This window comes from Flavihumibacter profundi (genome assembly GCF_020076305.1).
Classification (GTDB): Bacteria; Bacteroidota; Bacteroidia; order Chitinophagales; family Chitinophagaceae; genus Flavihumibacter; species Flavihumibacter profundi.
In genome coordinates this window covers 629416-645069 of sequence record NZ_JAIQXE010000003.1, presented here as the reverse complement: position 1 = coordinate 645069, position 15654 = coordinate 629416, and the positions used below count along the sequence as shown (strand labels likewise).

General features: G+C 43.4%; 10 protein-coding genes. 6 read left to right on the top strand and 4 right to left on the bottom strand.

Annotated features, from left to right (window positions below; all coding sequences use genetic code 11):
* Positions 1 to 84: 84 nt before the first annotated feature.
* The 4 genes from LAQ65_RS17440 (at position 85) to LAQ65_RS17425 (ending at position 5681) form a co-directional block, all read left to right on the top strand.
* The gene (locus LAQ65_RS17440; protein WP_224118285.1) at positions 85 to 1287 is read left to right on the top strand and encodes an NAD(P)/FAD-dependent oxidoreductase; all 1203 of its coding nucleotides are present in this window, start codon (positions 85 to 87) and stop codon (positions 1285 to 1287) included.
* 120 nt (positions 1288 to 1407) lie between these two features.
* A complete protein-coding gene (locus LAQ65_RS17435; protein ID WP_224118284.1) occupies positions 1408 to 2238 on the top strand; it encodes a universal stress protein in 831 nt (276 codons plus the stop codon).
* A gap of 67 nt (positions 2239 to 2305) precedes the next feature.
* A complete protein-coding gene (locus tag LAQ65_RS17430; RefSeq protein ID WP_224118283.1) occupies positions 2306 to 3379 on the top strand; it encodes a COX15/CtaA family protein in 1074 nt (357 codons plus the stop codon).
* Positions 3380 to 3422: 43 nt separating this feature from the next.
* Positions 3423 to 5681, top strand: a complete 2259-nt coding sequence (locus tag LAQ65_RS17425) for a patatin-like phospholipase family protein (RefSeq protein WP_224118282.1) — start codon at positions 3423 to 3425, stop codon at positions 5679 to 5681.
* 5 nt (positions 5682 to 5686) lie between these two features.
* Here the strand turns inward: LAQ65_RS17425 and LAQ65_RS17420 are convergent, their stop codons facing one another.
* Genes LAQ65_RS17420 through LAQ65_RS17405 form a run of 4 tightly spaced genes read right to left on the bottom strand, consistent with a single transcriptional unit; the run spans position 5687 to position 10943 of the window.
* Entirely contained in the window at positions 5687 to 6601 is a 915-nt protein-coding gene (locus tag LAQ65_RS17420; protein ID WP_224118281.1) for a diacylglycerol/lipid kinase family protein, read from the bottom strand.
* Positions 6602 to 6639: 38 nt separating this feature from the next.
* Positions 6640 to 7566: a glycoside hydrolase family 43 protein gene (locus tag LAQ65_RS17415; protein WP_224118280.1), complete on the bottom strand. Its 927-nt coding sequence runs from the start codon at positions 7564 to 7566 to the stop codon at positions 6640 to 6642.
* 10 nt (positions 7567 to 7576) lie between these two features.
* The gene (locus LAQ65_RS17410) at positions 7577 to 9931 is read right to left on the bottom strand and encodes a glycoside hydrolase family 127 protein (protein ID WP_224118279.1); all 2355 of its coding nucleotides are present in this window, start codon (positions 9929 to 9931) and stop codon (positions 7577 to 7579) included.
* A gap of 10 nt (positions 9932 to 9941) precedes the next feature.
* Positions 9942 to 10943: a 4-hydroxyproline epimerase gene (locus LAQ65_RS17405; protein WP_224118278.1), complete on the bottom strand. Its 1002-nt coding sequence runs from the start codon at positions 10941 to 10943 to the stop codon at positions 9942 to 9944.
* Positions 10944 to 11210: 267 nt separating this feature from the next.
* Between LAQ65_RS17405 and LAQ65_RS17400 the strand changes: the two genes are divergently transcribed.
* Positions 11211 to 14237 carry a SusC/RagA family TonB-linked outer membrane protein gene (locus LAQ65_RS17400; RefSeq protein ID WP_224118277.1) on the top strand — a complete coding sequence of 1009 codons (3027 nt, stop codon included), beginning with the start codon at positions 11211 to 11213 and terminating at the stop codon, positions 14235 to 14237.
* 21 nt (positions 14238 to 14258) lie between these two features.
* On the top strand, positions 14259 to 15653 hold the full coding sequence (locus LAQ65_RS17395) for a SusD/RagB family nutrient-binding outer membrane lipoprotein (protein WP_224118276.1): 1395 nt from the start codon (positions 14259 to 14261) through the stop codon (positions 15651 to 15653).
* Position 15654 lies beyond the last annotated feature (1 nt).

Genomic DNA, 15654 nt, shown 5'->3' with positions numbered 1-15654 from the left:
TTGATTTTTATCTTATGGGTATGTGATACTGGTCACCTATTAAGATCCGGCCAATGGCTACATTCATGCAATAATAGTATTGCCATGAACAATCATTATCAGATCCTCATTATTGGTGGTGGTAATGCCGGGATTTCTGTAGCAGCACAATTACTGATAAAAAGGGGAAACCTGAATATTGCCATTATCGAACCTTCAGAAAAACATTTTTACCAACCTGCCTGGACGCTAGTCGGGGGTGGGGTATTTGATTTGAAAGATACTGTCAGGCCTGAAGCGTCAGTAATGCCTGAAGGAGTAACATGGATAAAAGAAGCGGCTGTTAGTTTTCAGCCCGAATCCAACCAGGTTACCACCAATAGTGGTGCAAACTACACTTACGATTATATGGTTGTGGCCCCTGGAATCCAATTGAATTGGAACCAGGTGCAGGGACTGAAAGAAACCCTGGGAAAAAATGGGGTAACCAGTAACTATTCTTTCGAATATGCGAACTATACCTTCGAATGCCTTAAAAACTTAAAAGCCGGCCAAACAGCATTGTTTACAAGTCCGGGTACCCCTGTAAAATGTGGAGGTGCTCCCCAGAAAATCATGTACCTGGCTGCTGATTACCTCCGCAAACATGGTTTGGGAAACCAGCAGGTAAAAGTGGAATTTGTAACAGCAGGGGGTGTTATTTTTGGTATTAAAAAGTATGCAGATGAGCTTATGAAAAAGGTTAATGAGTACCGGATTAACCTGAATTTTAAACATGACCTTATTGCAATAGACGGACCCGGAAAAACAGCGACTTTTAAAGTTATTGATGCACAGGGCGTTTCCTCAACTGTGGTGAAGCATTTTGATATGATCCATGTAACACCGCCACAAAGTGCTCCGGATTTTATTAAAAGCAGCAAACTGGTCAATGAAGCGGGTTGGGTTGATGTGGACAAGCATACACTGCAGCATACTACTTTCAGGAATATCTTCGGCATTGGTGACGTTACAAATACTCCAAATGCCAAAACCGGCGCGGCAGTGCGCAAACAAGCTCCAGTCCTGGTGAAGAACCTCCTTAGCTTAATTGATGGAAAGGCCCTGGAGGGAAGCTATAGCGGTTATGGCAGTTGCCCTTTAGTGGTAGGTTATGGAAAATTGATACTGGCAGAATTTGACTATGATAATGTTATTGATGAAACATTTCCGTTTGATCAATCTAAACCCCGGTGGAGCATGTGGGCCCTTAAAAAATATGTATTACCCTGGCTGTACTGGCATAAAATTTTAAAAGGAACAGCCTGATTTCTGACGTATATTGAACTAAAGTTCAGTTATGCTGTCAGTAAAGAAATTTCCCCTGGCTGGTAAATTGTCTTTATCTGGTGAAAAGTCTGTGACTTGATATAGAATAATCCTTCATCCATGGCAAATATTTTAGTTCCCTTCGATTTTTCAGCAAATGCTGCCGCAGCTTTAGATCAGGCAATCCTTCTTGCTAAACAGGCGAAGCGCAGCATTATCGTGTTACATATTACCAATGCGGAAGTGATAAGAGATTATCCTGCAGGCTGGAATTATCCTGCCCATAAAACGGATACTGATTTTATCCGGCAGAAGCTCGACGAAGCTATTGCATTTCGTAAAAAGCATTGTATTGGTGATGAGCCATTGGAGATTTCCGGTCTTGTAAAAGAGAGCGTTATGGTCAATGGCGGTATCATCAACCAGATGTTGCTGAGTAAATCTGAACTTATCATCATGGGCACCCATGGTGCAACAAATGCGCTGGACAGGTTTTGGGGCTCAAACACTTCTACAATGATTAACCACGCCATTTTCCCTGTCCTGGCTATTCCCCGTACATGGCAACCTGTGCTGTTTAAGGAAGTATTGGCAGCTATTTCGTTGCGGGAAACCGGCAGGTTTATGGGAAATGTGTTGAAATGGGCAAACTGGCTGCAGGCTTCACCTGAACTTGTTACCATTAGTTCCATTCCTGAAGCTGAACAGGATTTGGCAGATTCTTTCAGGAAAGATTACCCGGCTGTAAAACTGCACCTGGTGCTAAAAAAAGACGACTTGCCTTTATGGCGCAACCTGGTCCAGTTTACTGCTAACTATTCACAGGCTGTTTTGCTCATGTTTGTACATGAACGGACGGTATTGGAAAAACTATTCAACTATAGTATTACTTCGCGGGTTGCAGACGGTGTGCATATACCACTCCTGGCCTTACCAACGGAGCATAAATAAGCTCTTTTAATCCTTTCTTGTTGCAAAGTATTGGCAGGTGAATGGTATAAAATAACTTTGCAACCCTATGATGGATAATTTAATTAAGAAAGGCAACCGGGCAGTGGCAATATGGCTGCTTATTGGCGTGGGAATGATCATGGTTCAGGTATTACTTGGTGGAATAACAAGGCTTACTGGATCGGGCCTATCCATTACTGAATGGGATGTGGTTACAGGAGCCTTGCCCCCATTGAATGAACAGCAATGGTTGCAGAAATTCCAGGAATACCAGCAAACCCCACAGTATCGCTTGTTGAATACAGGGTTTAACCTGCAGGATTTTAAATTCATCTTTTTCTGGGAATGGTTCCACCGCGTTTGGGCCAGGCTCCTGGGTTTTGTCTTTATAATTGGTTTTGTATACCTGGTTGCCAAAAAGTTCTTGCGGAAGGATATGGTCAACCCTTTGCTGGTATTGTTTTTACTGGGGGCATTACAGGGCGCTGTAGGTTGGATCATGGTTGCAAGTGGTTTGACTGGCAATGCGGTTTATGTTAAGCCTACTCGTCTTGCATTACATTTTATCCTTGCTCTCGGATTGCTCTGTTACACATTTTGGTTTGCACTACGGTTACTGGTGCAGGACACAGACCGGACTGAATCTTCCCCGGTTCGGAAATTGACCCTTATTGTGCTGGTATTGCTTGGGTTACAACTGATGTATGGAGCCCTGATGGCCGGTCACAAGGCTGCTACTGTTGCGCCTACATGGCCAACAATTAATGGCCGGTGGTGGCCAGATTCACTGTGGCGTGACAGTCCGCTTATGCTGAACTTTATTGACAACCCGGTAACCATTCATTTTGTGCACCGTAACCTTGCATACCTGATTACTATTTTGGTTATATTCTGGTACCGGAAATCAAGCCAGGCAGATAATCCGGCATTCATTAAAAAATGGAACAGGTCGCCAATTATTTTAGTTGTCGTACAGGTGATGCTAGGCATTTTATCTGTGCTGACCAGCCAGGGGATAGTGCCCGGCCATTGGGGTAATTTTGAATGGATGGCGCAATTACACCAGCTGGTAGCAATGTTCCTGTTATTATCACTTGTGGCCATGTATTATCTTTTCGGTAAACGGAGGCAGCAGGCATAATTTACCACTTGTCTAAGCGTTTATAACACTATATTGAAGCGTTATGAAGCAGAAGTTGAAAGCCATATTTTATTCTTTCCCGGTTCAGCTGATCCTGCTTCACTTTAAGAAGTTCCAGATATTATTGCTCTTTTGGTTTATTCTATTCGGCGCTGTGAACGGTAGTTTCATGAGTGCGTTTGGTGTTAACTCCCTTTACCTGTCCCCGGAATATATGGGACGGGTGGATGCAATCAGTGCGGCCATAGTTGGTATTGCCATTGGCATATTCATTATGAGCTGGAATATCACCACATTCATCCTGTTCAGCCGCCATTTCAGGTTTCTGGCAACAACCACAAGACCTTTTTTAAAGTATTGTATTAATAATGCCATCATCCCGCTTGTTTTCCTTCTTTTCTACTTCATCAGGGTGGTGAACTTTGATATGCACAAGGAACTGATGACTGTCGGCGAAGTTTTGGTGCTGACTACTGGGTTCCTGTCTGGTCTAATTCTGCTTATTGCCATTTCTTTTGGCTATTTTTTTGGAGCAGACATGCATATTTCACGAAATATGATTAACCTCTCGCCATCTCCGGTGCCTTTTCACCGTGGATTAAAACCTCATATAGTTTTAAATAGCGGTGGCAGCAGGCTGATTAAAGTAACGACTTACCTGAGTGGCAGGGGTTCGGTGAAAGCTGTACGGGACGTGGCGCACTATAGTAAAGAGTTCCTCGAGAATATTTTCAACCGGCACCACTTTTCAGCAGTGCTGTCTATTTTTATTGCCTTTTTGTTTCTGATGCTCCTCGGCTTTTTACTCGATTATGAAATCTTCCAGTTGCCCGCTGCTGCAAGCGTAACCGTTTTCCTGGCTATCCTGGTAGCGGTTGTTGGCGCTTTCTCCTATTTTTTGCAAAGCTGGAGTGTGCCATTTGCGGTCATACTATTTCTTTTCCTGAATTTAATGTACCGCTACGGTATCATTGATCCGACAAATAAAGCATATGGATTGGATTACAGGAAAGATATTGCCCGTGCTGCGTATACACCTGAAAACCTGCAAAGCTTAAGTACTCCCGAAAAGGTGGCTGCCGATAAAAAAGTAATGATCCGGGTGCTGGAGAATTGGAAAGCCAGGCAAAAAGCTGCAAAACCATATTTATACCTTATTGCGGTAAGTGGCGGGGGTACACGCAGTGCAACATTTACTATGGGGATAATGCAGAAACTGGATAGCATATCCCATGGGCACCTTATGCGGCAAACCTTTATGATCACAGGTGCATCAGGCGGAATGCTTGGGGCTGCTTATTTCAGGGCTTTGGCCCGCCGTAAGGATATGGGTTACCCTGTTAATTTGCAGGACCGGCAGTACCTGGATGATATTTCAAAGGATTTGCTAAACCCCACTTTTTCTTCTTTTATTGCGCGGGACCTTGCAGCGCCTGCCCAAAAATTCAAAGTGGGAGAATATGAATATGTAAAAGACAGGGCTTATTCTTTCGAACAAAAACTAAACAGGAATACCAGGTTTTTATTGGACCATGAACTTAGTGAACTCGCCGCAGATGAACGCGCTGCAGTGATTCCGAACATGCTGTTCAATTCGGTGATTACCCGGGACGGCCGTAAAATGCTGATCAGCACGTTACCGCTTAGTTTCCTGATGAAACCGGCTGGCGACAGCTCGCTGCAGGATAGCCGGGATCCTGATGCTATTGATTTTGCTGCTTTATTTTCAAAGCAGGATCCCATGAACCTGCGCTTACTCACGGCACTCCGGATGAACGCTACTTTCCCATATGTTCTGCCTAATGTATGGTTACCCACCGAACCTAAAATAGACGTGATGGATGCTGGATTAAGGGATAATTATGGTTTGGAAACTGCATTGCGGTTTATAAATGTATTCCGCGACTGGATTCGGGAAAATACAGGCGGGGTTGTGTTATTGCAAATCCGCGACAGGCGCGGTGGCGGATGGGAGTATCCTTTCGAGTCAAAAGATATTTCCGAAGTGGTGACCAAACCTTTGTTATTGTTGCAATATAATTGGTATAAAATGCAGCAATACAATCAAAATGAACAGCTTGGGTTTATTGCTGATATGATGGGAAACCAGTTTCATAAACTCAGTTTCCAGTATACACCAGTAAAGGAAGATTCAAAGGCCGCCCTGAATTTTCACCTTACCAAAGAGGAAAAACGGGATATTGTGCTGGCCCTTGATAATGAGTTCAATAAACAGGGATTTAACCTTTTCAGGCAGGTCCAGATGGCGGATTCATCTAACAGGACATCGTCATTTCGATGAGAAAACTACGATGCCGGCTGGATCAGTTGGAAGCATCTTGGCACAATACCTATATTCAATACTTTCGTGGTTTCCCGCGGTTCCCCGTCTATATGCAACGGCGCATTGTCTTTATTCCGGATTTGTATTTTGGCTGTCTGGAAATATTGGATTGTAGTACCGGATGAATCTTTTGCTGATGCCGGTTTGCCTCCCCTGATTTGCTGGATTAATGCGAAGGGTAATATTGCCTTATTCATTTTGGGAACTATTACAATATCCAGTAATCCGTCATTCAGGCTGGCTTTAGGGGCAATGGTGAATTGGTTGCCAAACTGGTTGCTATTGGCAATACTGATGAAAAATGCTGCTGTCTGGATGACCTGGTCATTAACCACCAATTCAAATTGGTAGGGTGTTGCGGTGAAGTAGTTCTTCAGGGTTTGTTGGGTATAGGTTAATAACCCCCTTCCGGGTTGTTGTGCAAAATCATGGGCGACCTTTGCATCAAAACCAATACCACATAACATACAGGCAAACTGATCGTTCACCATAAAGGCATCTATGAACCGGGGCTTGCCGGAAAAGAGGAGGTCAATAGCCTTGTCGGTTACACTGGGTATGCCTGCTGTATTTGCCAATCCGTTTCCTGAGCCCATCGGTATAATGCCAAAATATATACCTGTATGGTGTAAACTGTTTACAACCTGGTTAACAGTGCCGTCTCCGCCGCAAATGACTATATCAGTAAAAGCATCTTCAAGTATTTTTTGCTCTACAAAACTGTAATCGCCACTGGCAACAGTTGGTAATACGATGGCATCACAGTGATGCATGGCCGCAGCCGCCAAAACTTTTTTATGTAATTCAGTCTTGGCCCTGGTACCGGAAATGGGATTTATCAGAAAAATAATTTTCCTATGGATTGGTTGTTTCGGCATTCGGGTATACAAAAGACAAAGCTAGTTTATTTAGTCTTTTATCTCTTTACCAGCCTGTCAAGTTCATCTTTGCTGATTCTTAGAACTGTCCCATGCCTGGCACCATCAGGAAATTTGACCTGGTCTGAAATATCTGTCCAATTTTTTAAATCTACAGAGGTAACGGCCCCATACCTGTCCTCCGTATATTTATCAAAATATACCAGCCAGCGACCTTTGTTAAATATTGCAGTTGGGCCCTCTGCCCAATATTTACCTGTTATAGGGCCTGTTGCTGCAGAGTAACCGCTTGTGGCTGTCTGACTTGTAGCAATCCGGATATTTTTTTGGGGTACTGGTCGTAAGGTCTCATCTTTTAAAAACATCAGGTATTGGCTACCGGCTAACTGGATGGTTGCATCAATTACGTTAAAACCGCCATCATACAACAGGGCTGCTTTGCTAAATTGTTTAAAGTCTCGGGTGGTAACATAATAGATGCGATGATTGTGGTCGCCGTTATTTGCAGTTTCAGGAAAACGCCCGGGAATAGTTGAAGACCAATATAGAATATACTGTTTGGTTGCGGCGTCATAGAAAATTTCCGGTGCCCAGCAGTTCTCGGTTCCGGGTTCATCAGACATTACAGGAATGAACTGTTGAGCTGACCAATGAACGAGGTCGGATGAACTGGCATAACCAATCCCCCGATCCTTCCAACTAACGGTCCAGGTCATATGAAATTTGCCATCTGCCCCCCTGATAATACAGGGATCACGCATGAGTTTATCTTTTGCAACAGCGGGAGCCAGGAAGGGCCGGTCCTTATTAAGTGCCTCCCACTTCAAACCGTCCTGGCTGGATGCAAGGTGAAGCCCGTCTTCACCATTGTTCTTAAAATAGGCAAATAGAAAAACACTGTCCTTTTTTTGTGCCCTGGAAAAAAACGATAGGAAGATGCAGAAAAGCAAGGGCCACTTAGTCATGGTATTTTTCTTATTTAATTATCCTTACACCAAATATACGCCCGGCTGTTTTACCATAGTTTGATTCTATGCGAATGGTTGCTTTTTTATGGGTACCAATCAATTCCCCGGGCAACACATATTCCCGGTCGTAGAATTTGCCGGATTTGCCACCGGTCAATTCTTCAGTTTTGATTTTGGTCCCGTTTACCACTATATCAAATTTCCGGTCCTTATCATCACCAATATATGTAAGCATCAATGTGTTTTGCCCGGTAGTATCAACATTCATTTCAAATGAGAAGAATCCACCCGCCCTCACTTCACGGCCGTTCACACCAATGGCATCACTTACGTAACTTTTTTCACTGGCTTGTAAATTATGGTCACGCTCGGGCTGCATTTCACCGATGCGGAAAAAGTCTACAGTGCGTGCCGTAACTTCCTGTAATCTCTTTTTCTCAGCTTCATATTCTGCCTGCCTCTTCTGCCAGTCTGCGGTGGTGAAATAATCCCAATAAACACTGTAGTATTCCTTATACACCTGGTAAAAGGGCCTCAATGGAACATCTTTTGGTTTTCCTACGCCAACCATTTCAAAATGAAGGGGCTGGTTATCCAGGGGTTTAATCCAGTTCTTAACGTTTTTATCATCCGTAAGTAAAACCGGTGTGCCAAATACAGGGTCGGGCATAGTGGTACCTAAAGAACCGGCCAGTACCAGTGGGCCATATAATATAGCAATCCGATTGGCATTATCGGGCATGGCTTCCGTGTATAATTGTTTGGATAAGACCAGTTGTACCCGGTCTTTGTTTTTCCAGGAACGATTGATCACAATGAATCCATCGATATCAACAGTCACAGAAAGCGGTTGTCCATTCACGTAAATAATTGTTTTATCGGACCAGGCCGGTTTCCTGATCTTTAAGGGGAATACTGAAGCACCTTTAGATTGAATTGTGAAATTGACTGTGTCGCCTGTCGGGAAATCGGTCTCCTGCCGGATGCTTATTTTTTTGGATCGCCAGTTTAGTGTTGAAGGGATAAACAGGTTTACATATAAACTGCCGTCAGCTCCTTCATAATAAATGCCTTCACCATATTTACTGTGGTTCTCCATACCACTTCCCACACAACAGGTGAAAGTGTGCAGTGAATCGGAAAACTGTTTTTTAGTGCCCATCCGTAACGGCACAAAATAACACATCATACCATCCTCCGGGTTTTGCGAGGCAAGGATATGGTTATATAAAGCCCGCTCATAGTAATCGCCCAGTTTTGCCGATGGTGACCAGGAAAACAAATGCCGGGTCAGTTTAAGCATATTGTAAGTATTGCAGGTTTCACAGGTATTGTCACTCAGCCTGTCGCTTAGTTTATCCTCCTCGCCGCAATATTCATAATTGCTGTTCCCGCCTATTACATAACTATGGTGATGCACCATGGTATTCCAGAAAAAGGAGGCAATGGTCTGGTCGCTTTTGTTGCCGGTTATTTCATATTGGGTAGCACTGCCGATGGCTTTCGGGACATTGGTATTGCTGTGTTTGCCAGGTAGCGGATCGATTTGTTTTGACAAAGGCGCCATTACAAAATCATCATAAAATTTATAGGAAGTTGCCAGGTGTCTTTTATCACCGGTAATCGCATATACCTGCGCCAGTACATCATTCATCCCGCCATATTCACAGCGCAACATTTTTTGTAACTGCTCTGCATTAAGGTCTTTAAGAATCCTGGCCGTCCAGTCGCTTATGCCAATGACTACCTGCAATGCCTCCTTGTTACCGGTATAATAATAGGCATCCACTAATCCGTCCATCACTTTATGCACTACATACCATGGCGACCAAAGCCCGTTCAGGTCAAAGCCACCTGTTTTAATATCTCCGCGTGATAGTTTGGCAAAGCAGCTGTCTTCGCCCGGCATGGCGCCTACATAACCCGTCCCTCTGGCAGATTGGCAGCGGGCCAGTTCTGCAACTATATAATCCGCCCTTTTTTTGAACTCTTTATTACCTGATGAAGCATACATCATACTGATCGCCGACAGGTAATGGCCAAGGGTATGTCCGGATATTGCTTCGCTTTCCCATCCATCGTATTTTTCACCTTTAGCCGGGAGTCCTGCATTGGTATAAAACCGGCTCAGTAGCCTGTTTGGATCCAGGAATAGCAAATATGCAGCGTCTTTATCCATGGCATTTTTAAGGGGGCTCCCGTTATCAATATGAATATCTTTCAGGTCAAAGCCATAAGCCTTTATGGGTGCTACCGGATGCACCTTAAATCGGGTATCATTTTTTACCGGAATATAAGATTGCGCCTGGATTGCTGAAGAAATCATTGCAACAGCCAGCATGCAGGGAAAAAGTCTTTTCATGTAGTAGTTATTATATCACCTGGAAACCATAGGCATAAGGATCGTCTTCAGGATCAATTGAAATAGTATTGTATCCATAGATCCTTGCCCAGCCTTCTATTCCCGGACGGATTGCCGGCTTTCCCGCAACTTCGGTTTCTTCTTCAATGGTGCCAATAAAAGTTGATCCGATAATACTTTCGTGGATAAATTGATCGCCTTTCTTCAGCTTGCCTTTTGTGTACCATTGCGCCATTCGGGCTGAAGTGCCTGTTCCGCAAGGGCTTCGGTCAATTGCTTTATCGCCATAGAATACAGCGTTCCTTGCCGTTGATGCAGGATCAAGAACTGCGCCGGTCCAAAGAATATGCGAGCATCCATTGATCGTATCATTTTCAGGATGCACGAATTCATATTTTTCATTGATGCGTTTCCGTAATTCGCGGGCCCATGTAATTAGTTTATCAGCAGAATAGTGTTCAAGCCCGGCAAAATTCTTCTGCACATCTACAATCGCATAAAAATTGCCGCCATAGGAAACATCGATCACCAGTTCTCCCAAATCGGGACAATCTACTGTTAACTCAGATGCGGCCAGGTAAGCAGGCACATTGGTAAGCTTTACGGATTTTACCTTTGGCCCCTGCTGCCTGTATTCAATATTGACCAACCCTGCAGGAGCTTCCATCCTGATAACACCAGGTGTCCTGGGAACAATCAGGCCTTCTTCAACGCCTATTGTAATTGTACCAATAGTGCCATGGCCGCACATGGGCAGGCATCCACTGGTTTCAATGAACAGTACTGCCACATCATTTGCGGGATCATGCGGAGCATAGAGGATTGACCCGCTCATCATATCGTGCCCGCGGGGTTCAAACATAAGCCCTTTGCGGATCCAGTCATAGTTTTTCAGGAAGTCCTGCCTTTTCTCACTCATGGAATTCCCAATAAGCGCTGGCCCACCCCCGGCAACCACCCTAACCGGATTACCACAGGTGTGCGCGTCAATACAAAAGAATGTTTTTTTCATGTTTTCTGCTTTGTTTAGCAGTTGCTGGTTGATTGCCCGAAGATAATTTACCGTGATAATAATGGGTCACCGTTAATTAGTGATTTGTTTACCATTTTTAGCATTGAGGCATTAGCCAAATCAAATTAAAAATAAATGTATTATAAACAATAATAACTACCAGTAAGCATTTCATGAAAGGTTAATATTCGTAAAGTTTAAGATAAACGGAACAAACAGGTAAACGGCAATTCGGGTTATGTTTGAGATTAAGGAAAACTACTGCTTATGACACTACTCGTTAAAAGGGGTTTGCTGACCACCCTTATGGCTATTTGTAGCTTATTGGTCTTTTCACAAACAATACTGCTGAGAGGAAAAATCCTGGATAAGAACGGGGCTCCTGTTCCATCTGCGACAGTAAAAATAAAAAATTCTGCTTCAGGTGCTTCCACCAATGCTGATGGAAGTTTTACTTTGCCATATTCCGGCAATGCGATTCTTGTAGTTTCTTCTCTGGGATTTAAAGAGCAGGAACTTGCCCTTAATGGCCAGAATGATATCAGCATTACATTAACCAATTCAAGCGCACAATTGGAGGAAGTGGTGGTAACGGCACTAGGCGTGAAAAAGGAGAAAAGAAACCTTACTTACAGTACCCAGGAGGTTAAAGGTGAGGAGTTGCTTAAAACCAAAGAACCCAATGTGGTAAATGCATTGGCGGGAAAGGTAGCAGGGATGCAGGTTACCAGTTCTTCCGGTACGCCAGGTGCCTCATCAAGAATCGTAATCCGGGGTAACACTTCTATTTATGGCGATAACCAGGCGTTGATTGTAGTCGATGGTGTGCCTATCAATAATGATGAAACCGGAAACCTGTATTCAGGCCCTGGTACCAATCGTTTGTCTGATATTGATCCTGCTACCATTGAATCTGTTAACGTATTGAAAGGCGCTGCTGCTACTGCATTGTACGGTTCATCCGGAGCAAGGGGCGTAGTTATGCTTACCACCAAGGCTGGCACTGTAAACAGGAAACCAACCCTTACTTTTTCTTCTGACCTTTCTTTTGAAAAACCGTTTTTACCGGAAATTCAAAACAAATATGGCCAGGGACTTGGCGGCCAGTTTTATAATGGGGAAGACCAGAAAACAAGTGGGGTTTGGGGTCCTTTAATGGATACCTTAAAGATAAATGGGGCGCCTGCACCCAGGTATAACCAAACTGATTTGTTTTTCAAAACAGGTATCACTTCAAATAATTCGGTAAGCGTAAGTGGGGGCGGTGCAGCATCGAGCTATTTTATGTCTTATTCCTATTTTGACCAGACAGGAACTGTTCCTAATAGTGATTATAAAAGACATTCCCTGTTTACAAAATTTACCAATAAAATCAGCGATAAACTGACAAGTACCGTCCAGGCTACTTATTCCGGCACCAATAGTAACCGTCCACCGGAAGGGTACGTTCTGGAAAGTCCGATCTGGACTGTTTATACTGCGCCAATATCCTGGAATCCATTGCCATACCTGAATGAGGATGGCACACAAAGAGTGTATAGGTATTCACGTAATAATCCATATTGGGTATTGGATAATATCAATAACAGTGCAACAGTTAATCGTGTAATCCCGGTAATTACTTTTAATTATACACCAACCAATTGGCTGACGGTTACAGAAAGGCTTGGCGCTGACCTTTATTCAGAGCAGGCAAAATATGTTGAAGCACCCAGCAGCGCACTCGCAACACCTGGTCATATCATCGACCAGAATACCAGTTTCAGGCAATTTAATAATGACCTTATTGTAAATGCCCACAAGGAATTTGGAAAATTCAACACCAACCTGTTGCTGGGAAGTAATATGATTTCCACCTATTCGCAATATAACCGGGGAAATGGTTTGGGTACAACTATTGAAGATTTCGACAATATCAGCAACGCTTCAACAATTACTTTTAGTGAAAGTAACTACCTGCAAAGGAAAGTTGGTTTCTACATGCAGGCTAATATAGATTATAACAGGTTCCTGAACCTGTCACTGACTGGTCGTTATGATGGAAGCTCTGTGTTGTCAAAGGAAAACTCTTTCTATCCTTACGGATCCGCGGCTGCAGCATTTATTTTTTCAGAATTTATGGGTGAGAGGGCAAGGTCATGGGTCGATATCGCCAAACTGAGGGTTTCTTATGCAACTGTAGGAAATGACCAGGTTGCCCCATATTCATTACTGACGCCGTATAGCTCAGCAACTGTTGGATCAATTACCTTTCCATTCCAGGGACAATCTGGTTTTGCGCTGAGTTCAACTTTGGGTAACCCAAATCTTAAAAACGAAAGGTTAAATGAGTTTGAAATTGGTTTTGAGGGTCGTTTTTTCAAGAACAAACTAGGTATAGAGTTATCTTATTTTGATAAGCAAACAATTGATGGAATAATTCCTGGTGTTGTTGTTAGTGCAGCTTCTGGTTATTCTTCTACCACTATCAATAGTGCGAAACTTGAGAATAAGGGCCTCGAGGTCCTGATCAACGCAACTCCCGTAAGAACCTCCCGTTTTAGTTGGGATGTTGCTTTCAATTATAGCAGGATCCGGAATAAGGTTCTGGAAATTAATGATGCAGCTAATCCGCCAATTGAACAATTAGGCAATGGCTTTACTCAAATTATAAAGGGACAGCCATATGGCGTAAAATTCGGCGGCAGGTTTGCCCGTACTGCAGACGGACAATTGAAAATTGATGATGACGGCCTGCCATTCAGGGACGAAAATGATGGTATAATTGGAAATATTACACCAGATTGGCTGGCGGGCATAAATAACAATTTCAGGTATGGACAATTCAGTTTTAGTTTCTTCTTTGATATGAAAATGGGCGGTGATATCGAGAATAACGTTGATGGATATGGCTATTTTTATGGCACACCTAAAATAACCGAAGACCGCGCAGACCGCATAGTGCCGGGAATAAAAGAATCTGACGGGAAAGCAAATGATATTACAGTAAGCGGGCAGAGTTACTGGCGGAGGCTAAACAGTATTACTGAAGCAGTAATCCAGGATGGCACTTATTTAAAACTCCGCAACGTAAGCCTTACTTATGAACTTCCTAAGAAATTATTGGAAAGATCCGTAGTGAAGGGCCTGGTCTTCTCTGTAACCGGAAGAAACCTCTGGATCTATGCACCGCATTTTACAGGAGGTGATCCCGAGGTGAGTTCATTTGGATCTTCTAATGGTTCCCAGGGGCTTTATTCTTTCTCGACACCGACTTCAAAGTCTGTGAATTTTTCAGTGAGGGTTTCTTTTTAATGGTTTTAAATCACAAGTATTATGAAAAAATTAATCACAATAATAATTTTCGGAGGATTTGTCCTGGTTGCTGGTTGTAAAAAATTCATTGATGTAAACGATGATCCAAACCGCCCGATAAATGTGCAGGAATCTTTGATTCTTCCACCTGCGGAACTTTCTATTTCCCATAGTTTGAATGCAGGATTGCTGGGTATTTATACACAGCATTATTTGCAGACAGTTTGCCTCAACCAACCGGTGCCCAATACTGGAACTTACCTGATGACGAATTCTGAAGCCGATGGCGACTGGAGTAATGTATATGTGACCATACTGAATAACCTGAATAGTATGATCAATAAAGCAGAAACCAATGGCAATCCGGCTTATGCCGGCGTAGGGAAAATCCTGTTTGCCTATACATTGGGTGCGGCTACGGACTTTTGGGGCGATTTACCCCTGGTGGAAGCATTAAAGGGAAGTGAAAATTTTGTTCCCATTTACACCGCCCAGGAAGACGTATACAAGGCAGTACAGCAAAAACTTGATGATGGTATTGCTGATCTTGCAAAGGATAGCAAAAAATCGCCAGCCTCCGATGATTTCTTTTATGGCGGCGACCTTGACAAGTGGAAAAAACTGGCCTACACCCTTAAGGCAAGGTATTATATGCATTTAACCAAAGCACCAGGTTATACAGCCACCGGCCAGGCAACCCTGGCACTGTCGGCACTTGAAAATGGCATGAGTTCAAGAGATGATGATTTTAAGTTTTCTTATCCTGGCAGTGCAGGAAATGAAAACCCCTGGTACCTTACTTTCCTTCCCGGCTCAACCCTTGTTTTATCTTCACATTTAGTGGATGAACTGAAAAACAGGAATGATCCGCGTTTACCCGTTATCGTTGCTCCTGCTGTTGCAACAGGTGAATATAATGGTAAAGATATTGGTGAGGATTTTGTTGGTAGTCTTGAAGATTATTCTATTCCTAATACTTTTTATGGCGGTGCCAGTTCTGATAATTTCCTGCTAACGTATGACGAAGCTGCTTTTTTGAAAGCAGAAGCAACATTGATTAAATTGGGGGCAGAAGCAGCACAACCCATTTATATTGCGGCAATTCAATCAAATATGGAAAGACTTGGATTGGACCCGGCTTCAGCGCCTGTAATGAACTACCTGGCCATCCGCGGTGTATTAACTGATGCAAATGCATTGCAACGTATTATTGAAGAAAAGTCCACGGCTAATTTCCTGAATATAGAAAATTGGGTTGACTGGCGCCGCACCGGCTTCCCGGTTCTGACCAAAGTCCCCAATGCCTTATCGGATATTCCAAGAAGGTTTTTATATCCGCAGTCAGAAAAAATTTCAAACCCGCAACCGCAGCAAACAGCAAAACTTACTGACCGCCTTTGGTGGGATGCACAATAGT

Excerpts from the sequence above, each read along its gene's own strand:
- LAQ65_RS17440 (WP_224118285.1), top strand. The coding sequence starts at position 85 with ATGAACAATCATTATCAGATCCTCATTATTGGTGGTGGTAATGCCGGG.
- LAQ65_RS17435 (WP_224118284.1), top strand. The coding sequence starts at position 1,408 with ATGGCAAATATTTTAGTTCCCTTCGATTTTTCAGCAAATGCTGCCGCA.
- LAQ65_RS17430 (WP_224118283.1), top strand. The coding sequence starts at position 2,306 with ATGATGGATAATTTAATTAAGAAAGGCAACCGGGCAGTGGCAATATGG.
- LAQ65_RS17425 (WP_224118282.1), top strand. The coding sequence starts at position 3,423 with ATGAAGCAGAAGTTGAAAGCCATATTTTATTCTTTCCCGGTTCAGCTG.
- LAQ65_RS17420 (WP_224118281.1), bottom strand. The coding sequence starts at position 6,601 with ATGCCGAAACAACCAATCCATAGGAAAATTATTTTTCTGATAAATCCC.
- LAQ65_RS17415 (WP_224118280.1), bottom strand. The coding sequence starts at position 7,566 with ATGACTAAGTGGCCCTTGCTTTTCTGCATCTTCCTATCGTTTTTTTCC.
- LAQ65_RS17410 (WP_224118279.1), bottom strand. The coding sequence starts at position 9,931 with ATGAAAAGACTTTTTCCCTGCATGCTGGCTGTTGCAATGATTTCTTCA.
- LAQ65_RS17405 (WP_224118278.1), bottom strand. The coding sequence starts at position 10,943 with ATGAAAAAAACATTCTTTTGTATTGACGCGCACACCTGTGGTAATCCG.
- LAQ65_RS17400 (WP_224118277.1), top strand. The coding sequence starts at position 11,211 with ATGACACTACTCGTTAAAAGGGGTTTGCTGACCACCCTTATGGCTATT.
- LAQ65_RS17395 (WP_224118276.1), top strand. The coding sequence starts at position 14,259 with ATGAAAAAATTAATCACAATAATAATTTTCGGAGGATTTGTCCTGGTT.